The sequence below is a fragment of the Leifsonia poae genome, from assembly GCF_027921845.1.
Taxonomy (GTDB): domain Bacteria; phylum Actinomycetota; class Actinomycetes; order Actinomycetales; family Microbacteriaceae; genus Leifsonia; species Leifsonia poae.
In genome coordinates this window covers 16,057-37,773 of the sequence record NZ_BSEN01000009.1, presented here as the reverse complement: position 1 = coordinate 37,773, position 21,717 = coordinate 16,057, and the positions used below count along the sequence as shown (strand labels likewise).

General features: G+C 66.5%; 21 protein-coding genes. 11 read left to right on the top strand and 10 right to left on the bottom strand.

The window, feature by feature from the left end:
• Positions 1-571 precede the first annotated feature (571 nt).
• Positions 572-883, top strand: a complete 312-nt coding sequence (locus PKE84_RS10555; RefSeq protein WP_271177202.1) for a hypothetical protein — start codon at positions 572-574, stop codon at positions 881-883.
• Between the two features lie 56 nt (positions 884-939).
• Here the strand turns inward: PKE84_RS10555 and PKE84_RS10550 are convergent, their stop codons facing one another.
• The 7 genes from PKE84_RS10550 to PKE84_RS10520 form a co-directional block, all read right to left on the bottom strand.
• Positions 940-2,346 carry a ParB/RepB/Spo0J family partition protein gene (locus PKE84_RS10550; RefSeq protein WP_271177201.1) on the bottom strand — a complete coding sequence of 469 codons (1,407 nt, stop codon included), beginning with the start codon at positions 2,344-2,346 and terminating at the stop codon, positions 940-942.
• 766 nt (positions 2,347-3,112) lie between these two features.
• Positions 3,113-3,304, bottom strand: a complete 192-nt coding sequence (locus PKE84_RS19530; protein ID WP_309297486.1) for a hypothetical protein — start codon at positions 3,302-3,304, stop codon at positions 3,113-3,115.
• Entirely contained in the window at positions 3,301-3,858 is a 558-nt protein-coding gene (locus PKE84_RS10540; protein ID WP_271177200.1) for a flavodoxin family protein, read from the bottom strand. Before PKE84_RS10540 ends, PKE84_RS19530 begins: the two co-directional genes overlap by 4 nt.
• Positions 3,855-4,337, bottom strand: coding sequence for a universal stress protein (locus tag PKE84_RS10535; protein WP_271177199.1), 483 nt, complete (start codon positions 4,335-4,337; stop codon positions 3,855-3,857). The genes PKE84_RS10540 and PKE84_RS10535 overlap by 4 nt, the downstream gene beginning before the upstream one ends.
• 57 nt (positions 4,338-4,394) lie before the next feature.
• Entirely contained in the window at positions 4,395-4,817 is a 423-nt protein-coding gene (locus PKE84_RS10530; RefSeq protein WP_271177198.1) for a pyridoxamine 5'-phosphate oxidase family protein, read from the bottom strand.
• Positions 4,804-5,721 (bottom strand): universal stress protein, encoded by a 918-nt coding sequence (locus PKE84_RS10525; RefSeq protein WP_271177264.1) that lies wholly within the window; start codon positions 5,719-5,721, stop codon positions 4,804-4,806. The genes PKE84_RS10530 and PKE84_RS10525 overlap by 14 nt, the downstream gene beginning before the upstream one ends.
• A gap of 2 nt (positions 5,722-5,723) precedes the next feature.
• A complete protein-coding gene (locus PKE84_RS10520) occupies positions 5,724-6,638 on the bottom strand; it encodes a universal stress protein (RefSeq protein ID WP_271177197.1) in 915 nt (304 codons plus the stop codon).
• A gap of 117 nt (positions 6,639-6,755) precedes the next feature.
• Here PKE84_RS10520 and PKE84_RS10515 point away from each other — a divergent pair, with 117 nt between their 5' ends.
• The 8 genes from PKE84_RS10515 (at position 6,756) to mgtA (ending at position 15,926) form a co-directional block, all read left to right on the top strand.
• Positions 6,756-7,760, top strand: coding sequence for a zinc-binding alcohol dehydrogenase family protein (locus tag PKE84_RS10515; protein ID WP_271177196.1), 1,005 nt, complete (start codon positions 6,756-6,758; stop codon positions 7,758-7,760).
• Between the two features lie 100 nt (positions 7,761-7,860).
• Positions 7,861-9,561, top strand: a complete 1,701-nt coding sequence (locus PKE84_RS10510; protein WP_271177195.1) for a GAF domain-containing sensor histidine kinase — start codon at positions 7,861-7,863, stop codon at positions 9,559-9,561.
• A 7-nt stretch (positions 9,562-9,568) separates the two neighbouring features.
• Positions 9,569-10,222, top strand: a complete 654-nt coding sequence (locus PKE84_RS10505; protein ID WP_271177194.1) for a response regulator — start codon at positions 9,569-9,571, stop codon at positions 10,220-10,222.
• A 92-nt stretch (positions 10,223-10,314) separates the two neighbouring features.
• Positions 10,315-11,193: a universal stress protein gene (locus PKE84_RS10500; protein ID WP_271177193.1), complete on the top strand. Its 879-nt coding sequence runs from the start codon at positions 10,315-10,317 to the stop codon at positions 11,191-11,193.
• On the top strand, positions 11,186-12,055 hold the full coding sequence (locus PKE84_RS10495) for a universal stress protein (RefSeq protein ID WP_271177192.1): 870 nt from the start codon (positions 11,186-11,188) through the stop codon (positions 12,053-12,055). The genes PKE84_RS10500 and PKE84_RS10495 overlap by 8 nt, the downstream gene beginning before the upstream one ends.
• 82 nt (positions 12,056-12,137) lie before the next feature.
• Positions 12,138-13,010: a universal stress protein gene (locus PKE84_RS10490; RefSeq protein WP_271177191.1), complete on the top strand. Its 873-nt coding sequence runs from the start codon at positions 12,138-12,140 to the stop codon at positions 13,008-13,010.
• Complete coding sequence (locus PKE84_RS10485) at positions 13,003-13,272, top strand: hypothetical protein (RefSeq protein WP_271177190.1); 270 nt, start codon at positions 13,003-13,005, stop codon at positions 13,270-13,272. Before PKE84_RS10490 ends, PKE84_RS10485 begins: the two co-directional genes overlap by 8 nt.
• Positions 13,273-13,274: 2 nt before the next feature.
• Positions 13,275-15,926 carry a magnesium-translocating P-type ATPase gene (gene mgtA / locus PKE84_RS10480; RefSeq protein WP_271177189.1) on the top strand — a complete coding sequence of 884 codons (2,652 nt, stop codon included), beginning with the start codon at positions 13,275-13,277 and terminating at the stop codon, positions 15,924-15,926.
• Between the two features lie 10 nt (positions 15,927-15,936).
• Here the strand turns inward: mgtA and PKE84_RS10475 are convergent, their stop codons facing one another.
• Positions 15,937-17,316, bottom strand: coding sequence for an MBL fold metallo-hydrolase RNA specificity domain-containing protein (locus tag PKE84_RS10475; protein ID WP_271177263.1), 1,380 nt, complete (start codon positions 17,314-17,316; stop codon positions 15,937-15,939).
• Between the two features lie 2 nt (positions 17,317-17,318).
• Complete coding sequence (locus PKE84_RS10470) at positions 17,319-17,759, bottom strand: hypothetical protein (RefSeq protein WP_271177188.1); 441 nt, start codon at positions 17,757-17,759, stop codon at positions 17,319-17,321.
• Positions 17,760-17,912: 153 nt separating this feature from the next.
• On the opposite strand from PKE84_RS10470, the gene PKE84_RS10465 reads away from it, so the two are divergent.
• Positions 17,913-18,983 carry an alcohol dehydrogenase catalytic domain-containing protein gene (locus PKE84_RS10465; RefSeq protein ID WP_271177187.1) on the top strand — a complete coding sequence of 357 codons (1,071 nt, stop codon included), beginning with the start codon at positions 17,913-17,915 and terminating at the stop codon, positions 18,981-18,983.
• Between the two features lie 57 nt (positions 18,984-19,040).
• Positions 19,041-20,192, top strand: a complete 1,152-nt coding sequence (locus tag PKE84_RS10460) for a cation:proton antiporter (protein ID WP_271177186.1) — start codon at positions 19,041-19,043, stop codon at positions 20,190-20,192.
• Position 20,193: 1 nt separating this feature from the next.
• Here the strand turns inward: PKE84_RS10460 and PKE84_RS10455 are convergent, their stop codons facing one another.
• The gene (locus PKE84_RS10455) at positions 20,194-20,514 is read right to left on the bottom strand and encodes a DUF5652 family protein (protein ID WP_271177185.1); all 321 of its coding nucleotides are present in this window, start codon (positions 20,512-20,514) and stop codon (positions 20,194-20,196) included.
• Positions 20,515-21,717 lie beyond the last annotated feature (1,203 nt).

The window sequence follows — 21,717 nt, the reverse complement described above, 5'->3', positions numbered from 1 at the left end:
GGACCCAGGACACACGGTCGAAGGACTCCCCGGTATGAACGAACCGGCAGGAGAGATCGTCATGAAGATAGCCACCCCAGTCACTCCGCCGATGATCATCGATCGCTGACATTGGGCCACTCAGAAGCGCAACAGCAGTCACATCCCAGGCGACAGGCTCCCGACGACACACCCAGTGATTCCGCTTGGCAAAGCCCTCGCCCACCACTTTGACAACACGCGCTAGAGGTCAAACCTCACCTGTAGCTCGTCAGGTCTCTCCTTGCAGCGCAGCCGATCTCATGGCAGATAGACCGGTCGGGGGCGTCGGAGATCGGCAGGATCAGCCCGGGTGCGTCAACAACCTGAAGGGTCTATTTGAGCCGCCGGTGGCGGCGCTGTCCTTGCCGGTTTGTGTGTCTTTCCGCCGCCCGATCGTAGCTCGTTCCCGCGGCTTCCGTGCCGGGCTTTCGCGGCATATCCTCACTCGCTTACGCTCCCTCCGGTATTCCACGGTCCAGGCACTTACGCCCCTCCCTCTCGCCACAGATCTCCCCGCCGGAAAGGCAAACAAAACGATTGACCAAGGGGAGTGATCATCATGCGGGTATTCGTCATCGATACGAGAAACATGGGTCCGGAACTGCAGGGCGGACTGATCGGGGTGGTCGGCTCAACGAGCCCGTCGGCGGAGGAGAAGCGGCAGTGCGTCGAGATGGTGAGCCGGTATGCCGTGGATGGGTGGGCGATCGCCGCGGATCCGCGCACTCCGATCGGCCGGCTCGCCGCTCTGACGGCCGAGACGGCGTGTGTACGGTTCCTGGCCTTCAACCGGGTAGCCCAGCGGGGAGGTCCGATCGTCGGGCCGTCGATGGTTGGGTTTCCGGCCCACGAAGTGTCCTGATCGTGCATAGGAGAAGCGGGCCCTGTGTGCACGGGGCCCGCTTCGTCCGGTGGTGGTCAGTCGACTGCCCCAGGTTGCGCGCCGAGTGAAGCAAGGTCTCCGTCAGCTTCGGTGGTCTTGTTGACGCTCACGATCTGCTCGACGTCGCTGAGGCTGTACCCCCAGCTCGCGAGCAGGGTGAAGTAGTCGGCGTCGGTGGATGTCGGGTACCGCCAGGTCTGCTTGCTGGTGACGGATTCGCACGCTCCGAGCACGACCGCGAGGGCGACGTGCTGAGCTTTGGCCGGGGTCTGCTCGATCAATGCCGTGAGCTTGTCGTTCTCGAAGTGGCCGGACGGCTCCATTCCGAGTAGTCGGTGGGCGAGATCGTTCCCGTCTCGGGTGGCGGAGCTGATCGCCTGCCTGTGGATGGTGAGTCCCTTGGCGATCGCGATCGCCGCGTCCTTGGGGAGGGTTTTGCGGGAGAGGAGCGTGGTGAGCCATTCCCGGCGGACGATCTCGGCGGATCCCCACGCCTTGTTGTTGGCGATCAGGGTGCGCCGCTCGGCCTTCTCCTCGTCCGTCATCTGGCCGGACTTGGACTGGGTACCGCCGTAGCTGTGGAACCCAGCCGCCTTCGCGTTCTGGACGAAGTAAGTGACGTTTGCGTCACCGTCGGCGTAGACGCGAACGTGGGCGGCGCGGCCTCCCAAATTCTCAATGTTCTCGACGGTGACCCGCTGGTCGTCGGCGGTGAGCAGTTCGCTAATGCGGGTGTAGGTGGTGTCGTAGTAGCCGGGATCGCTGTCGAGGATCAGGTAGCCGCGTCCCACCAGGTCGCCTTCCGTATCCGCCTTGGCCTTGGCCCGCGCTTTCTCGTCACGTGCCCTCTGCGCCGCGTGCGCGAACTGGGCCGGATCCGTGGTCGCGACGCGGATCAGGTCGGCGCGGAGCTCGTCGTCGACGTCGAACTCGATCAGCACCGCCGCCTGGTCCAGGGTCAGCTGGTGCTCGTGGATTGCGCTCGCCGCAACCTCGTTCTCGACCACCGCCAGGGCAGTCTTGACCTCCTTCGGCTTGGTTCCGGTCCGTCTGGCGATTGCCGTGACGGTGAGTCCTTCGAAGGCGAGTTGCTGGAACGCGGCGGCACGGTCGCCGTCGGTGAGGGCTTCGCGCTGATCGTTCTCGACCATCTGTTGCACGATCCGTTCCGCTGTCACGTCTTCGGTGTCCACGAGGTAGACGGGGATGGTGGCGAGTCCTGCCTCGCGGGCGGCGAAGACCCGACGCTGTCCCGCACGCACGGTGACGATGCCCTGGTCGTCGAGATGTCCGAGCACCGGCGTGAGGACTCCGTTCTCGCGGATGCTCTGCACGAACGCGGGTGTGATGGGTGCGGAGGGCCGCACGTTGGTTTCGATGGTCAGGGTGTGCGGGTCGAGGTGTTCAATGGTGCCCGCAACCGCAGTGGTGGTGTCGCTCATTTCGTCTCTCCGATCAACTGTTCTTGTTCGCCTGTCTGGCAAGGGGATCGATCGAGAGCGGGAGCGGGCGGAGTGCCGGGACGTGGAATACCGGAGGGAGCGTAAGCGAGTGAGGATATGCCGCGAAAGCCCGGAACGCAGCCCGTGGGAGCGAACTACGATCGGTTGGCCAGGCAGGCGGAAAGCTAGCGGGCGCCGTGCCGCTTGCGGCTCCACTCGGTCATTGCTTGACGTGAACCGAGCACGCGCCGACCTAACGCTCGTACGGGTGGGTATGCCAGTGTCGGATGGCTCGCGCCAACGATACGGCGGCGATTTTGATTGCCGGAAGCAACCGTTAGCTGTCCACTCATCGCGATGAATAGGCCGCGCATCCCGCCCCCCGCGAGATACGCGGCAACCCGCCACCGGGAATGCAGGGAGCTGGCCTGCGTCTTACGCAGGTATAGCCTGCTCGTCCAGTGACGTCACTCGGCGACACCGTCGGGCTCTGCCAGGTATGCGTCTTGCGCCCTATCGAAACGGTTGGGATCAGTCTCGGGGGAGCGGTCGAGCATCGCCCGGAGAGCGGTTGCACGTGCCATCTTTCGTTCTGGCGTCTCCCTGCCGAGGGATTCAATACGGTCGTACATATGTCGCCTCAGTTCTTGGCGCGATTGGCTGGTCCGGCTCTGGCTGCCTGCCGCCGGCAGCTGCCCTTCAAGGCCTCGCTAGGGGCCCAGACAAGACCCTGGCACGGGTCGAAGTTCCCTCGAGGAGTCGCGCATCAGTTGCGGATCAGAACTTTGAGGGCGTCGTGCTCTGCGGCGTTTCCGAACACGTCGTAGGCGTCCTCAACATCGTCGAACGTGAATTTGTGGGTGACAAAAGCCTGTGCAGGCAGGGCCCTCTGGGCGACGAGCTCGGTCGCTGAAACCGGTCCCAACCGCGGCACACAGCTACCTTTCTTCGCGGTCATCCTGCGGTTGCGCCGGTGTGTCCCATCCGCTGCGCAATCAGTAGGGCGATGCCAAGCCCTTCCCCCCAGTCGCGCGCCCGGGCAGCTTCACCGCCCTCCAGATGTGTTGCTTTGTTCACGAGGAAGCTCTCGGGGCCCTGCAAGCGGGTCGATCCGAGGGAGCGTAATGATTTGTCGATCTTTGCACCGGCGGAGCCGCTCAGCATTTTGGCGATGTCCGCACGGGTGTCGAAGGCGGCGAACCGGGGTGCGACGTCGACGCAGCTTTCGACCCATTCGCGCATCCCGATGCCTTGTGCGTTCGGCTCGAGGGTGAGGTGTTTATCGGGATCGTCGGCCCATTGGCCGGCTTCCATGCGCGACGCGGGTCGGCTCAGACCGTGGACGTGGGTGGGTGCGCCGGCGATCAGGAGGTCGACATCCGCGGTCGACTCGGGCGCGTCCGAGACGGGCAGGAGCACGACTTCCATCGTCTCGCGAAGCCCCTCCGCGATCGCTTCAGCAACAATCCGGGTGTTGCCGAACATTGACTCGTAGACGATCATTGCCTTCATTTCGTCGCTTTCTCTTGTTTCGGGTGAACCACGAGCACTGGGCAGGTCGCATGGGCAGCACAGGCCGAGCTGACCGAGCCGAGTAGAAGGCCGGCGAAGCCGCCGAGACCGCGGCTGCCGACGACGAGCATTTCGGCTCCGGTGCTTTCGTTGAGCAACTGACGTGTGGGTGAACCTTCGCGAACAACACTCGAATACCAGTCAGGGGGCTGTCCGCCAAACACGGCGTCGGCAGCGTCGGAAGCGATGCTCTTCGCGTCGTTTTCGGGCGACCAGCCGTTGTTCTGATAGCCGGGCCAGGATTGCGGGAACTGCCACACCGTCACCCCGACAAGGTTGCAGTGCAAGCCTTCGGCGATGTGTGCTGCCCTGCGGAGCGCGCTGATCGACGTGGCGGATCCGTCGACGCCGACCACGATGCGGCCTCCGGAGTGGATCCGGTCGTCGAGTTGCGGTTCACGTGAGGGGTTGTCGTTCATGGTTCAAGCCTCCCGTGGTTCATGCGTTTGCTGCAGGGTCAAAGGTCACTCGGTACGTCAGTACCGGTCGGGCTCGGGTAGCCGCATGAAGGTGCGGCCGGTGATCGAGTCGGGTTCGATCCGCACGTAGCGGAACTTCAGGGTGGGGATCCACGGTGTGAGGGGAGCGCGATCGGCCTCGTCGATCTCGGCCTGCAACTCCAGTTGCCGCGCGCGCCCCTTGACGACGACGCTCCAGGCGTTGTCGGCGGTGTTCGCGTCGGTTTCGAAGGCGACCTGGTCGTGCACGGTGAGCGCGAGGAGCTTCGTTCCTGGGGCGGTGCGGAGCAGGAGGGTGCTCCCGTCGGCATAGAAGTTCACGGGGAAGATGTCGACGTCTCCGTGCACGTCGATTGCCAGGCGCCCGAGACTGGTCTCCTTCAGCCGTTCCCAGCATTCTGCGGTGTCCAAGTCGCGGACGACTTCATCATCGGATGGCATGATGTGTCCCTTCCTTCTGTATGTCGTCGGATTCGGCGGCACGGCCGGTACGTGCGGGTTCTGGTGCGTGAACGACGATCGCGGGCGAGGTCAGGTTGAGGAGTACGTCGTAGGCGACGGACCCCAGGGTGCCGGGCTGGGCTCCCGGCCGGCGGGAGTCGCCGATGATCAGCAGCTCGGCGGTTCTGGCCAGTTCGTTGAGCGCAGCACCGGCGGGCCGGCGGACGACCCGACTGCGGATGATGGTCTTTGGGCAGCGTTCGCGCACCCGTTCGACGGCCGTTGCGAGGGTCTTTCGGGCGGCGTCGTCGGTCCACTCTTGCCAGTCGTGGCGTTCTTCGCTGTCGGTGCTGCTCCATGGCAGTTGCGTCGACGCCCTCACCAGGGTGAGTTCTGCGCCGCGGCGCACGGCCTCCTCGGCGGCGCAATCGATCGCCGCGATTCCTGCGGGCGTTTCATCGACGCCGGCGACGACCCCGCGGCGGAACCGTACGGCGGATTCGGGGATGATGGCGATGGATCCGGATGCGAGATTCGCGAGCTGGAGACTGCGGGAGCCGAAGGCGCGCCCGTAGTGGAAGCCTGACTTGTGGGTGCCGACAGCGATCAGAGTGTCGGCGGTCGACAAACGCGACAGCTCCCACATGGGGCTGCCCTCGAGCAGCAGCGCACTGACGGCGAGATCTTCCTCGAGGCTCAATGCGTACGCGAGGTCGGTCTCGAGCAGCCGTTCAGCCGACGTGCTGACTTCGCTCACCATTCGGTCGCTGATGGTGCCCCATTCGTCGTCCACGACGTGGACGAGCACGAGTTGGGCCCCCCAGGAGACAGCTTCTCCCGCCGCCCAGCGGACGGCGGCACGACTCGGAACGGATCCGTCCACCGCGGCAATGATCGTGTCCATGCTCACCAGTCCTCCTCGATGCTGTCGTCGACTTCGTTGGTGACGAAGTCGTAGTCGTCTCCGACGACGATCACCGGACTGGTGATGTTCGTCAGCACGTCGTGGCTGACCGAGCCGAGCATTGCCGACCGGATGCGGCCTCGTCCTCGACTGCCCACGACGAGCAGTCGGGCGCGGCTGGCGCGCTCCACCAGCGCGTGCGCGGCGTTCAGTCGCACGATCTCCGGCACGATGCGCACCGCCTCGGTCGGCCCGAGTTCATGGATCGCGTCGAGCACGATCTGCTGTTCAGCGTCTTCGAACCGAGGGTCCGGATGGATGTCGGGAGTGAGATCTCGTCGCAGAACGGGTGGGACGCTCCAGGCATGCAGTGCGATGACATCGTCGTCGGCCCAGCTCGCCTCCCGCACCCCGAGCGCCAGGGCGCTCATTGCCTCGGCAGATGCGTCGATTCCGACGACCACGTCGTGGCGTTCAGTGTGGCCGAGGTCGGGGATCACGGCGACGGGACATCCGGCTTTGCCCGCGACGGTCAGCGGTAGCGTGCCGATGCGTGGACCCGCCCGGCCGGGCGTCTTGTCCGTGCCGACGACAAGGAGAGCCGCGTCCATGCTGCGGCGGATGAGTTCATGGGCAGGGCGCCCGTCGCTCCAGCGGGTCGTGAGATCGAGCCCCGGATGTCGGCCGCGGACCGCCGCCTCAATCCGGGTGAGGATGAGGCTGGCGTTGGCGACAGGATCGAAACGCGGTCCGTACAGGGCGGCGCCGAACGCGAGATCGACCACGCAGAGGATCTCGAGCCGACCTCCTCGCGTTGCCACTCGGTCCGCCGCCCAGTCGAGAGCCCGCATCGCCGACGCCGACCCATCGACTCCGACGACCGTTGTTCTGTTCACCACGTCGTGTTGACCCGTCATCCCTTGAGTGTCTCCTCGCCGTTCACCGTGGCGAAGTGCCGAAAGTCCCGCGGGACTTTCGCCCTCGATGCACCGCCGCCGGCGGTGTTGACTCGGGTGCGTCGAAGGGAGGCCGTCATGGGTGATCGGATGCGGGCGTGGGCGGCCGGCGAGAACGCCGGCACGATCGAGCAGGTGGAGCGGGACCGTCCCGTTCCCGCGGGTGACGAGGTGCTCGTGGAGATCATGGTGTGCGGGATCTGCCGCACCGACCTCCATGTCGTCGATCACGACATCCCGGTGCACCGGCCGGGCGTCGTTCCGGGCCATCAAGCGATCGGCCGGGTGGTCGGTACGGGCGCCGTGGTGTCCACGCTGGTGGACGGCGACCTGGTGGGCATCGCCTGGCTCCGGCGCACCTGCGGTGTGTGTGAGTGGTGCCGTGCGGGCGCGGAGAATCTTTGCCCTCGGTCCGAGTACACCGGTTGGGATGCCGACGGCGGGTTCGCTGAGTACGCGACCGTACCCGAGGCCTACGCCTACCCGCTGCCCTCCGATGTCGATCTGGTCGAGCTCGCACCTCTGCTGTGCGCCGGCATCATTGGGTTCCGCGCCCTGCACCGGGCTAATCTGCCCGCGGGGGGAGTGCTCGGCATCTACGGGTTCGGTTCCAGCGCGCACGTGACCGCCCAGCTGGCAATGGCGGCCGGAGCCCGTGTCTTCGCCATGACGCGCGGTGAGCAGAACCGGGAGCTCGCCCGCACGTTGGGGGTCGCCTTCGTCGGCGCCGAGGCCGAGCAACCGCCGGAACCGCTGGACTCCGCGATTGTCTTCGCCCCGGCCGGAGGGCTCGTACCCGTCGCGCTGGCCGCGACGAAGCCGGGCGGCACCGTCGCGCTCGCCGGCATCCACATGACGGACATTCCGCAGCTCGACTACTCGTCGACACTGTTCCACGAACGCGACCTGCGAACCGTCACCGCGAACACGCGGGAGGACGGTGCGCGGTTTCTCCGCGCGGCCCGGAATCTGGGCCTGCGGCCGACTGTCACCCCGGTCGACTTCAATCGTCTTGCCGACGCGCTGACGGACCTGCGCGCGGGGCACGTGTCAGGGTCGATGGTGCTTAAAGTCCGCCCATAGCAACGTGACCTGGCGTGGCTAGACTTCGAGCAAATGCGTACCCACCTTTTGTTGAGACCTGGCCGCTCTCCCCGCGACCGGCGAACGGACAGGACTGCTGGTGCCTGACGACGACGCGATCACGTTTCCTGATGCGCCGCGGGGTGAACTGGACCGCGCCCTGCAGGACTTGGTCGAGCGTGCCCGCGAGGTGATGAAGACTCAGGGGCGGCTGCGGGCCCTCGTGCGCGCGAATCAGGCTGTGGTTTCGCATCTCGACCTGCCGACGGTGCTGCGCACGATCATCGACGCCGCCGTTGAGTTAGTGGGGGCACGATACGGGGCGCTCGGCGTGATCGCCCAGCAGGGCGGTCTGGAACAGTTCATCCACGTTGGGATGAGCCCGCGGGAGGTCGATCAGATCGGCCATCTCCCCGAAGGGCATGGCTTGCTTGGTGCGCTGATCGACGACCCCAGACCCATCCGGCTCGACGATATCGCCGCCGACAGCAGGTCGGCCGGTTTCCCTGTCGGGCACCCGGCCATGGATTCGTTTCTTGGGGTGCCGATCCGGGTGCGCGATTCCGTCTACGGCAACCTCTACCTGACCAATCACATCGACGGCAGTTTCACGCACGAGGACGAGCAGCTGGTCAAAGCGTTGGCCGGCACCGCAGGGTTCGCGATCGACAATGCTCGACTTTTCGCCGAGACGGAGGCCCGGCAGGCGTGGAGCGCAGCGTCCGCCGAGGTTACGTCGGCGCTCCTCTCCGGCGACGCCGGGGACGCCCTCGTTGAACTGGTCGAGCATGTGGAGCGACTCACCACTTCCGATCTGGTGTGCGTGCTCACCGCGGAGCCATCGGCCGAGCGGGTCACCGTCATCCTTGCGCGTGGTCGACACGGTGTGGGGCTGGATGGTGCGGAGCGCCCGCTGGACAGCGTCCTCCTTCGCGGAGCGCTCGAGAGCGCGCAGCCGCAACGAGTCGACGCCCTCGACGGTGACGCCTTCTCCGACGCCGACTGGCGGCCGGGCGGCGCCATCATCGTGCCCTTGCCGGCCGCGGGAGCGGCGACCTCCGTGCTCCTCGCCATGCGCACGCGAGGTGCTCCCGGCTACTCCACCTTCGAACTCGAACGCGTTGCCGACATCGCCGGGCAGGCGGGGCTCGCGATGGAACTGGCGGCCGCACGCGCCGATCGGCAACGCATGCTGCTGCTGGAGGATCGCACCCGCATCGCGCGAGACCTCCACGATCACGTGATCCAACAGCTGTTCGCCGCCGGCCTGGACCTGCAGAGCATCCAGGCAGAGGCCGGGCGCGGCCGGGTCGCCGACCGGATCGAGACGACCGTTGGCACGCTCGACGCCGCGATCACCCAGATCCGCACCATCATCTTCGCCCTGTCGCACCGCGCAGACACTGACAACGCGAACAGTCTGCGTCATCAGCTGATTGACCTCGCCGACCAGCTGAGCCCCGGCCTCGCCCAGCCCGCGACGCTCGCCTTCAGCGGCCCCCTCGACCTGGTGGTCGACGGTGAAATCGCCGACGATGTCGTCGCGTTCGTGCGGGAAGCGCTGACCAATGTCGCACGGCACGCGCACGCCGAAACAGCCGCGGTCATGGTTGACGCGACCGCGGGCGAGGTCATGGTGGTCATCGAGGACGACGGGGTCGGGATCGGCGACGCCACCCGGCGCAGCGGGCTGCGCAACGGGGCGGAGCGTGCCGAACGCCATGGCGGAACCCTCGAGATCGATTCGGATTCGCACGGCACCCGACTCACCTGGTCGGTACCGTTGCGGCGAAAGGAATGAACGTCGCATGACCGCCTCGCTGATCCGTGTGTTCCTGCTCGATGACCACGAAGTCGTCCGACGGGGTATCGCCGCGCTCCTCGACGCGGAACCCGACATCGAGGTGGTGGGTGAGGCGTCTACCGCTCGGGAAGCGCGAGCACGCATCCCAGCCACCATGCCGGATGTGGCCGTGCTCGACGTGCGCCTTCCGGATGGCAGCGGCATCGACGTCTGCCGTGACGTGCGGCAATCAAGTCCACAGGTGGCGTGCTTGATGCTCACTGCCTACGATGACGAGGAGGCGTTGCGATCCGCCGTGATCGCCGGAGCCGCCGGTTACGTGATCAAGGACATTCGGGCGTCGAAGCTGCTCGAGGCGGTGCGCGCAGCTGCCGCCGGAAAACAGCTGATCGACCCATCGGTGAGCAGCAAGATGGTCGCACAGCTCAAGCGGTCGCAGCACGACCCCACGTTCGACAGTCTCGGGCTCCGCGAGCACCAGATTCTCGCGCTGATCGCCGACGGGCTCACCAACCGACAGATCGCCGAGCGACTGGGGCTCGCCGAGAAGACGGTGAAGAACTACGTCAGTTCGCTGCTCGCCAAGCTCGGTCTCGAACACCGCACCCAGGCGGCGATCCTGCATCTGGAGCACAAGGCATCCCCACAGACGCCGTAGCGGCGCGGATCCCGTAGGACTTTGGACACTGCTCACGCCGACGCATCCGTCGCACACTGACCTCACTGGTTGTCAGAGCATCGGAGGTCGTGGTGAACGAGAGCATCGTCGTCGCGGTGGATGGAGACCTCGCGCATCGAGCACCGATCGCGTGGGCCGTCGAGCGCGCGCTTCACACGGACGCCCGGATCGAGTTGCTCACCGTGATCGAGCGTTCCTGGGGAGACCACGATCCGGGCCCCGGCCGCCTTCTCACCGCGGCGGCGCAAGCCTTGCTGGACAACGCGGTCCGGTATGCGCGGCGCCGACTCGACACCGTCCCCGAGGGGCGAACCGAGCTGACGACGCGGTGGGCGTACGGCCACGTTGCCGATGAACTCGATCGAACCTCCTACGACACGGACATGCTCGTGATCGGCGCGCGTCGCACCCGTGACGTGGCCGATGCCTTCCATGGCAGCCTGGCCCTGCGGGTCGCGTCGACTGCGGCCTGCACGGTCGTCGTCGTGCCCCATGACTGGGCAGGTGCGGGCGACGGGATCGTTGTGGGTGTCGACGGCGATCTGCCCGCCGAGACCGCTCTGTGGTTCGCCGCCGACGAAGCCGTCGCTCACCGGCAATCGTTGACCATTGTCTGCGGCGGGTACAGTTCCAACCCGCTCCTCGCCGGGCTCGTACCCGAGAGATCGTTGGGCGACCGACGCCAGCACATCATGGAGGCCGCAGCCGAATCCGTGCGGCAGTCCTATCCCGGACTGCGGGTGGACAAGCGAATCATCGAAGCGTCGCCGCCGGTCGCTCTGATCAACGCGTCGGTCGGACGGCGGCTGCTCGTGGTCGGCAGCCGCGGCCGACACGGAGCAAAGCGAGTGCTCCTCGGTTCGGTCGGCCACGATGTCCTCCTCAACCTGAGCTGTCCTGTCGCCGTCGTGCGAAACCGATCAATGGGTGAGGAACGCACCGATGACTGAGCGAACCGTCGTCTGTTGGAACGGAAGCCCCGCGGCCGATGCCGCATTGTCCTGGGGAAGCGCGCGGGAAGCGCTCCACGGTGGCACGGTCACCGTTATAGACGTGGTCGACGCTGGAACGTACTTGGGTGACGACGACGCGTTCGACCGCGCGTTCGAAGCCCAAGAGGTTGAGCTCGAGGGAGCGATCAGGCGTGTGCGCACGACCTGGCCCAACGTCGACGTGCGCAGCGCAGTGGTGAAGGGTGACCCCGTGGAGTTGCTGTTTGCCGAGACGGGACCGAACGTCCTGGTCATCGTCGGGACGAAACGGAGGACGGCGCCACGCGCCCGCTACGGGTGGTCGTTCGGTGCGCGCCTGGCCGCCGGTGCGTCCGGCCCCGTCGCGATCGTGCCGCAAAGTGTTCCTGACGAGCCCCCACGAACGGGGATTGTGGTTGGCGTCGACGGCACACCGGTTGGCGATCGTGCCCTTGACTTCGCGGCACGGGAAGCCTCGCTCCGCGGCGAACAGCTGACGATCGTTCACGCGTGGCAGGAGCCGTTGGCCTGGTATCCGACCGCGAAACCCGACGATGACTTCCTGGAAGCGATGCGCCGGGCACGTCGGGAACTGCTCGACGACCGCGTGCAGAGTATATCCGCGCACTATGCCAGTCTGACGGTTGAATCCATGTTGGTGCACGGTGAGCCCGTGATCGCGCTCCGGGACGCCGCCCGATCAGCATCGGCTCTGGTGGTCGGCAGTCGCCGCCTCGGCGATTGGAAGCGTGCGTGGCTCGGCTCGGTCTCTCACGGAATGATTCTTGAACTGGTCAGCCCGACCATCGTCGTTGGACCGGAGGAAGACCACGATGACTGATACAACCGCGAACGTACCCGTCGACCGAGCGCCCCGACCGCGATTAGACGAATGGAATCAGTCGACAAGTGAGGAGCACACGATGACGGAGCGAACCGTCGTCTGCTGGAACGCGACGATGGCAGCCGACGCGGCCCTGGCGTGGGCGGTCGAACGTGAGTCCGGACGCAACGGAACAATTACGATCATCGATGTTGTCGACAGTGGTGTGTATCTGGGCGACGTTGAGGCCCTCGACCCGGTGTACGAAGCGCAGGAGCAGGAACGTCTTGACGTGAGGATCGCGCAACTGCGCATCACCGCGCCGCAGCTGGCGGTGCGCAGCAGCGTGCTCGTTGCTGATCCGCTCGATGCGCTGTTCGCGGAAACGTCGCCGCGCACTCTCGTCGTGGTCGGCACCGAGCGTCGCACTGGCCCGCGTGCCCGCTTCGGCTGGTCGTTCGGGGCTCGGCTGGCGGCCGCGGCCAACGGTCCGGTCGCGATCGTCCCTGCGACCGACCCGGACGAGCCGCGGCGGGTTGGCATCGTCGTCGGCATCGACGGCACGAGTGTCGGCGACCATGCACTCGAGTTCGCGGCACGGGAGGCGTCGCGCCGTGGTGAACCGTTGACGATCGTGCATGCCTGGTTGGAGCCGTTGGCGTGGCAGCCGACCGCGGTCCCGGATGACGACTTCGTGGAATCCACCGATCGGGCGCGTCGCGAACTGCTCGACGACCGGGTGCGAACCGTGGGCCGGCGGCACGCCGGGCTGACGATCGAGTCGGTGCTGGTGCACGGTGAACCCGTCATCGCCCTGCGCGAGGCGGGAAGAACGGCTACCGCCGTCGTCGTCGGCAGCCGCCGGCTCGGTAGATGGAGACGCGCCTGGCTCGGCTCGGTCTCGCACGGAGTGATCCTCGAACTGGTGAGCCCGGTGATCGTCGTCGGCCCGGAAGGCGAGCATCATGACTGACACGCCGGTGAAGGAGCGCGTCAACATGGTGCTGGAACAGGATGTGCCCGTCCGGCTGATCTGGCACGGGACCCCGTTCTATGTCGACGAGACACCGATAGCTCTCGGACGCACCCAGCCCACGCCCGACGGGTCGCACCCGCACCCCGCCATCGTCACCGGCTGGCTGCTGCGTTGCTCTTCGGCGGCAGGGGAGGCCCACACCTTCGAGGTGAAAAGCTCCGGTGCCGCGCAGTGGAATCTCGCGTCGGTGCAGGGCTGAGCGTGGTGGTTCGCGAATCCGCTCCGGCCGCGACCACCGCACCGGACGCTCTCCGCGATGCTGCCGCGCGACCGCAAGGCGAGGTCCTCGAACGGGTGGGCTCCGGCCCGGAAGGGTTGTCGTCGTCGGAAGCGGCGGCACGCCTCGCGACCGTCGGCCCGAACGCGATCCGTGGCCACCGTGCCCGGCCGTGGCGTGTCCTTGGCCGTCAGCTTAAGAGCCCGATCCTGCTGCTCCTGCTCGTCACCGCGATCGTCTCGGCCTTCGTGGGGGACGCCGCGAACTCCGTCATCATCTTCGTCATCTTGGTCGTCAGTGTCGGACTCGGGTTCGTCAACGAGTTCCGTGCCGAACGGGCCGCCGACGCGTTGCACGACCGGGTGCGTTACAACGCGGTCGTAACGCGGGACGGTGCTCGCCGCAGTGTCGATGTCGTCGACCTTGTTCCAGGCGACGTGGTGGCGCTCGCCGTGGGCAGCGTCGTCCCCGCTGACATCCGGTTGCTCGTCGCCGACGACCTGCTCTGCGATGAGAGCATCGTCACTGGCGAATCGCTTCCGGTGGCCAAGAGTCCGCAGCCGACGCCCGCCGGGGCGGCACTCGGCGACCTCTCGAGCTGTGTCCTCATGGGAACCGTGGTGCAGTCGGGGGGAGGAACGGGCGTGGTGGTGGCGACCGGACCGAACACGGAGTTCGGCCGGATCGCCGTCGGACTCGGCACGCAGCAGCCGCAGACGGAGTTCCAGCGCGGTCTCGGTCGGTTCTCGCTTCTTCTGCTTGAGGTCGCTCTCGTGCTCACCACCGTGATTTTCGTCGCGAACCTGTTACTGCAGAGGCCTCTTATCGAGTCGTTGCTCTTCTCGCTGGCGATCGCGGTCGGAATAACCCCGCAACTTCTGCCGGCGGTCGTCAGCACGAGCCTGGCCACCGGTTCGCGTGCCCTCGCGAAGCGCCGCGTTCTGGTGAAACGGCTGGTCTGCATCGAGGATCTCGGCGATCTGGACATGCTGGTGACTGATAAGACCGGCACCCTCACCGAGGGGCGCATCAGTTTCACATCCGGTATAGCGGTCGACGGTGTCAGCACGAGCGGCGACGTCGTTGAACTGGGGCTTCTCGCCACGGAGACCGACTACTCCGTCGCGGGCCCATCGACCGTCGGGCTCAACGCGCTCGACACGTCCCTGTGGGAGAGCGACGTTGCCGGCGGATTCGACCCGGCGGGGCACCGCAAGCTCGCCACGCTGCCGTTCGACCATGAGCGCAGGATGACCAGCGTGCTCATTACCGGGGCCGACGGCCGAACCCGGCTGGTCAGCAAGGGAGCGCCCGAGGACCTGATGCGTCGCTGCGTCGCAATTCCTCCCGCGGCGCAGAGCGTGCTCGACACACAGTACGAGGCGGGCGCCCGGGTCGTGGCCGTTGCGGTGCGGGATGCCGTCCCTGGCTCTCGTCTCACACCGGACGACGAGCACGGGCTCACCCTCGTCGGTCTGCTGGTCTTCGTCGACCGGCCGAAAGCGGACGCAAGCGCTTCGCTGGAACGCCTCGCGGAGCTCGGAATCGCTGTCAAGATCGCGACAGGCGACAACGCGAAGGTCGCCGAGAAGGTCTGCGCCGACCTTGGCATGACGTCCGGCGGCACGCTGGTCGGTGACGACATCGATCGTCTGAACGATGACGAGCTCGCCGACGCCGCCAAGCAGGCGACCATCTTCGCCCGGGTTTCCCCCGAGCAGAAGGCGCGCATCATCACCCAACTCCGGCAGAAGGGGCGGGCAGTCGGCTTCCTCGGCGATGGGGTCAACGACGCCCTGGCCCTTCACAGGGCAGACATCGGCATCTCCGTCGAGTCTGCCGCCGACGTGGCGAAGGACGCGGCCGACGTGCTGCTTCTCGACAAGGACCTGAGCGTGCTGGCGGACGGTGTGATGGAGGGGCGCCGGATCTTCGCGAATACCATCAAATACGTGCTGATGGGGACGTCGAGCAACTTCGGGAACATGTTCAGCGCGTCGATCGCGTCGATCGTGCTGCCGTTCCTGCCGATGCTCCCCGGCCAGATCCTGCTGAACAACCTCCTCTACGACACCGGTCAGCTCGCCATCCCGACCGATCGCGTCGATCGGGAGCAACTGCAGGCGCCCGCGCATTGGGACATCGCGTACATCCGACGGTTCATGCTGCTGTTCGGCCCGATCAGTTCCCTCTTCGACTTCGCGACGTTCGCGCTGATGATCTTCGTGTTCAGCGCGGCCCCCGCGGAGTTCCGCACCGGCTGGTTCATCGAGTCGATCGCCACCCAGACCCTGATCATCTTCGCCATCCGCACCCGCCGGGTGCCGTTCTTCCGCAGCAGACCATCCCTCGCCCTAGTTCTTGCGTCGCTGAGCGTGGTGGCGGTGGGTGCGTGGTTGCCGTTCTCTCCGCTTGCCGGTGTGCTCGGCTTCGCGCCCATCCCGCTGCCGTTCCTGCTCGCGGTCGTCGGGATGATCGTGGCATACCTGGTGCTCGTCGAGTTCGCGAAGGCCTGGTTCTTCGCCCGCGCCGCCCAGCGGCCACCGAGCGCTGCACTGCGCCGGCGCGGGTACCAGCATCGGGTGGGGCGGCGTGCGGCGCGCTTCACGGCGAAGTCACCGCAAGCCGCGGGGTGACCACGGCGCTTCAGCTGCGGGCGATCTCGGTGACGTTGACCGTCTCGCCGAGGTCGGGAACATGAGCCGTCCAGCCGAGGGTGTTCTGGATGCGCCGGCGCAGCGCGTCGGACGCGTCGGGTTCGCCGTGGGTGACGAACGTGACCTTTGGGGGTGTCGGGGACGCCCGCAGCCAGTCCAGGATCTGCGATGCATCGGCGTGCGCCGACAGCGTCTGCAGGGTGAGGACCTCAGCGCGGATCGAGACATCCCTACCGTAGATGCGAAGTGTCCTTTCGCCGCGTTGCAGGGCTGCTCCTCGTGTCCCGCCGGCCTGGAAACCGGTGAGCACGATCGCGTTCCGCGGATCGGACCCGTAGGCGACAATGTGATGAAGAATCCGTCCGCCCTCGAGCATCCCGCTGGCGGAGATGATGACGGCGGGTCCGCCACGTAGGTTGAGGAGCTTGGACTCGTCGACCGTCCGCACCAATGTCGCCAGCGAGTACATGGCCTTGAACTCGTGGGAGGAAATGCGTTGCTCCTGCGGATAGCGCCCGTAAATGTCCGACGCGTTCACCGCCATCGGACTGTTGAGGTAGACGGGGACGTCCGGGATCTCGCCACGACGGCGAAGACGTGAGAGGTGCAGCAGCAGAGACTCGGCGCGGCCAACCGCGAACGCCGGAAGAAGAACCACGCCTCCACGGGAACAGACCCGGGTGATGATCTCCCCGAGCGGTGTTGACGGGTCCTCGAGCGGATGCGTCCGGTTGCCGTAGGTCGACTCGGTGACTAGCACGTCGGTCTCTTCGAGAGCACGCGGCGGCTGCATCAGCGGGTCGTCCTGCCGGCCGAGGTCGCCGGTGAGGTGCACGCGAGCGCCCTGCGCGTCCACATGCACTTGAGCGGCGCCGAGAATATGCCCAGCCGGCACGAAACGGGCGGAGACGCCGTTGCCGAGCGGCACCTGGTCGTCGAACCGGTGGCTCCGGAACCGCTCCAGCGCGGTGAGCGCGTCCTGCTCCGTGTACAGCGGGCGCGGCGTCTCGTGCTTGGAGGTGTGATGACGAGTGGCGAACGACGCCTGTTCTTCCAACAGCCGGCCGCTGTCCGGGAGGATCAGCCGACTGAGATCGGTGGTGCCGTGGGTGGCGTGGATCGTGCCGCGGAACCCGTCACGCACCAGCGCGGGCAGATATCCGGTGTGGTCGAGATGCGCATGGGTGATGAGGACTGCGTCGATCGACGCCGGGTCCACGGCGAACGGTTTCCAGTTGCGTTCACGGAGCGTCTTGTAGCCCTGGAACAGGCCGCAGTCCACCAGGATGCGCCCCGCCGGCGTCTCGAGCAGGTAGCGGGAGCCGGTGACCGTATCGGTCGCGCCCAGGAAACGCAGGAAGGTGTCCATGGTCAACGGCCACCCGAAACACGCGCCGTCGTGCGGGCCGGCGTGAACAGGCCGAGGCCGAGCATCAGCAGCCCGAGTTCGGCCAGACCACCCGCGAAGTAGAGGGCCTGCAGCACGCTGAACGGGATGAACATCATTTGCACGAAGATCCAGATGAGCAGCCCGAATCCGGCGACAGCGACAGCGACCGGTGCTGCTGACGCGCGGCGGCCGACCAGGACTGCGGCGGCCAGGTGGGTTCCGCCGACGACGACCGCCAGAAGCACGCCGGGCACCACATATGAGGTGAACGGACTGTCGCCGAGGAACGCACGATCCGGCACGATCGCTTCGGATTCCTCGTTCGCGAACGAACCGACCAGCAGCGCGGTTCCTCCCGCGATCGCGGTGAGGCCGATCGTCGAGGTCAGAGTGGTGAGAGTGACGCGGATCCAATGCTTCATGATGCCTCCCGACGGTGTGCTCCCAGGGTGCGCGGTATCGCGCCTGTGCTGTAGGGACGAAAGACCCGTGGACGGTCGCGGCGGGACCTTGTGCCCATCCATGAAAGGGCGGTGGCGTCGAGACTGACTGCACGTCATCTGAAGGAGAACCCCATGCGTGCAGCGGTCGCCATTGCTTTCGACAAGCCCCTCATCATCGAGGACCGTCCTGTTCCCCGTCCGGGTCCCGGGCAGGTGCTGGTGCGGTTGGAGGCATGCGGCCTCTGTCACACCGACATTCATGCCATCCGCGGGGACTGGCCGGTCAAGCCCGACCTTCCCTTCGTTCCCGGTCACGAGGGCGTCGGAATCATCGAGCAACTCGGTGATGGTGTCCGCGCCCGCACGGTCGGTCAGAGGGTCGCGATGCCGTGGCTCGGTTACGCCTGCGGTGAGTGCCGGTACTGCATCGACGGACGTGAGAACCTCTGCGAGCAGCAGCGCAACACCGGCTATGCCGTCGACGGCGGATACGCGGAGTACGCGCTCGCCGACGCCCGGTTCGCCGTTCCCGTCCCTGACGACGTCTCGCCGTTCGACGCCGCTCCGCTGACCTGTGCCGGTGTCACCACCTACGCGGCGATCAAGGCGGCGAAAGTCGTTCCCGGCGAACGCGTCGCCGTCTTCGGTGTCGGCGGGCTCGGCCACCTGGCGGTGCAGTATGCACGCCTGGTCGGTGCCCAGGTCACAGCGATCGACGTGACTGACGCGAAGCTCGAACTCGCTCTCGAGCTCGGCGCCGACCATGTGGTCAACGCTCTCGATGTCGATCCCGTTCAGGCGCTGACGCATGTCGGCGGCGCCGACGTGGCCGTGGTGCTAGCCGTCGCCCCTACCGTGTTCGCGCAGGCGTTCGCATCACTCAACAGAGGAGGCCGGCTCATCCTTGTCTCGCTGCCCGCCGACGGCGCCCTGACCGTGCCGGTCTTCGACACCGTGCTCAAAGGCATCTCGATCATCGGATCGATCGTCGGCACCCGGCAGGATCTCGTCGAGGTCTTCGCGCTGCATGCCGCCGGTCGCACCCGGGTCGTCGCGATGCCGCGCAGCCTCGAGAACGTCAACGAAGCGGTTGACGACGTGCTCTCGGGAGAGATCCCGGCCCGGCTGGTGTTCACCTACGACGGCTCCGCCCCAACCAACCCATCTCTGGTGGATTCGGCACGGGACACCGCCCGCGGCTGACCTCCGCGTCAGCGGGTGCGGGAGGCCTGAGGCATCCCTGTCGCTAGGGTGGCCATCGTGAGCTTCTCGCTGCTGGCGCTGATCGTGCTCGTCGGGCTGCTCGGCCCGCTGCTCGCACTCCGATCGGGGTGGCGTATCCCGGTCATCGTCGGCGAACTCGTCGGCGGCCTGCTGATCGGCGCCTCGGGTTTCGGGCTGGTCGACGCGAGCAACAACGAGTTCCGGTTGCTGGCGGATATCGGATTCGGACTGACGATGGTCGTCGTCGGCTCCCAGATCCCGGTGCGCGACGTCGCCGCGAGAGCCGCTCTGCGGCGCGGCATCGCGGGGGCTGCCGTCGTCGGGACGGCGGCAGCGATTGGAGGAATCGCTCTTGCGGCGCTCTTCGGCACCGGCCACGCCGCTGTTTACGCCGTGGTGATTGCCTCGTCTTCGGCGGCGATCGTGCTGCCGATGCTCCAGTCGGTGGGCGTCCGGCGGGCGACGGTGGGGCAGTTGATGGCGCAGATCGCCGTAGCCGACATCGCCTGCATCGTGATCCTCCCGATCGTGGCTGCACCTGGGCGGGCAGGTCTCGCGGCACTCGGCGCAGCGGTCATCGCGGTCGCCGCCTTGCTCCTTTTCTTCGCACTGCGGCGTTTCGACCGGTCGGGAGCCCGTTCCCGCCTGCACCAGTACTCGGAGAAGCGACGATTCGCCCTCGAACTGCGGTTCAGCCTGCTGACGCTGTTCAGCTTCGGGGCGATCGCTCAATTCACCGACATTTCCATCATGCTCGCCGGGTTCGCGCTCGGCCTTCTCCTGTCGGCGACGGGTGAACCGCACCGCCTCGCGCGTCAGCTGTTCGGGATGACCGAGGGCTTCTTCGGCCCGCTGTTCTTCGTCTGGCTCGGAGCCTCACTTGATCTTCGATCGTTCGCCACGCATCCGGCGATGATCCTGCTCGGCCTCGCTCTCGGCGTCGCGGCCGTCGTCGTGCACACGCCAGCGCGAATCACCGGATTGCCGTGGGTTCAGACTCTCGCGTCGGCCGGCCAGCTCGGTGTGCCTGTCGCGGCCGTGACCCTGGGAATCCAGGCCGGCACGCTCGCACCGGGAGAAGACGCGGCCATCGTTCTGGGAGCGTTGATCAGTGTCGCGGTCGCGGCGGTCGCGATCGGCACCATCGGGCGGCGAGCCGCAGCTGGCAAGCAGGCTGACCCGATGTGACTTACGTTTCCTGAGGGTGGCCGAGCTGCTCGGGCTCGCCGACGGCCGCACGCAGCACGGCGTCGTCCCGCTCATGCCGACGCCGGGCTCCATCGACTCCGAACAGGTAGATCGCGTCAAGGATGCCGAGCGTGTTGGAGACCAGCAGAACACCGAACCATGGTTTGCTGTCGTTCTTCGCGGCGCGCCACAGCGATGCGCCCTTCCACGCGAGTGTCCACACGACGGCCGCCGCGATCGCGGCCTGCGCGCCCGGGCTGGGCATGTGGTTGTAGTTGTGGTTGTGGTGGATATGATCGGTCGATTTCGAGTGCAGCATCATGGTGGATCCAATCGGACAACCCGGCACATCGTGCGTGAAGGGGGTGGGTTTCGGTTGGTCCCACCCAAGCCGGTGCGCGCCCCACGGGCAAGAGTCGAAGGTCCTCCTGCCTGTCATTGCTGAACGGCGTACCTCAAGCGGCACGAGCGCGAGAGTGACGCGTCCTCGACGGCGCCGACCGGCGGAATCTCGAGGTAGCGCCCGGCGAAGACAGGCCGCCGTCCTGTCGAACCAACGCGGGCCCGCTTTAGCTCCTAGCGGTACGACCGTTGTATGCAGTTGACGCGACCAGCTAGGTGAGTAAGCGCACGGTACCTTCACGATGGTTTCGGGCGGGAAGCGGAGCCGCACGGAGGCGGCGCCGTCATTTGCTGGAAGGAACGCCTCCGGCGAGCTGTTCCCCTAGGTTTTCTTTCCGATCCGGCAGCCGATCATAGCGGGCTCCATCGGCTACGTTCCCTCCGATCGCTTTTTGCAGATTCCACTCGCTTCGCTCCCTGCGCTTAGCAACCACTCCCTGCGGGCACTGCGCCGCCTTCGCCCGCTCTCGATCTTTGTGCCGGAACGGCAAGAAAGACGATCGGGAGCAGGACAGCACAAACGCCCCACCTGCTCACCCCCGCCCGGGCAGACAAATTTGGCACGGACCCATCGAAGGGTCGATCGACAGGGGAGTAAAGCATCATGCGGGTATTCGTCATCGACACCAGAAACATGGCACCAGAACTACAACAGGCCTCCTTGGCGTCACAGGATCCGAGACACCCGACGCTGAAGAGAAGAAGGCATGCGAGCACATGGTGAGCCGCTACGAGGTGGACGGATGGGTCATCACTGCCGACCCGCACACCCCGATCGGCCGGCTCGCCGCCCTCACCGCCGAAACTGCCTGTGTCCCATTTATCAATCTCAACCGGATCACGACGCCGGCTATACCGCTAGCGGGCCGGGCGGCAGGACCCGCACTGCACGGGTTGAGCTGACGATCGTCCCGAGCGCAAACACTAACGGGGACGCACCTTTCCCGGTGGGGCCCCGTTCGTGGGCGATCACGCTGTTGTGCGAGGGCGCCTACCGCAGTTGCCGGCGCCCGCTGAGGTCGTACCCGTCCGGCGCTCGGTCTTCTGCGCGTCGGTCCTGTTGGCGGAGGCCGCCCGAATCGAGGAATCCCTCGGACTGCGGCGGGGATGCGTGACCTTCCCG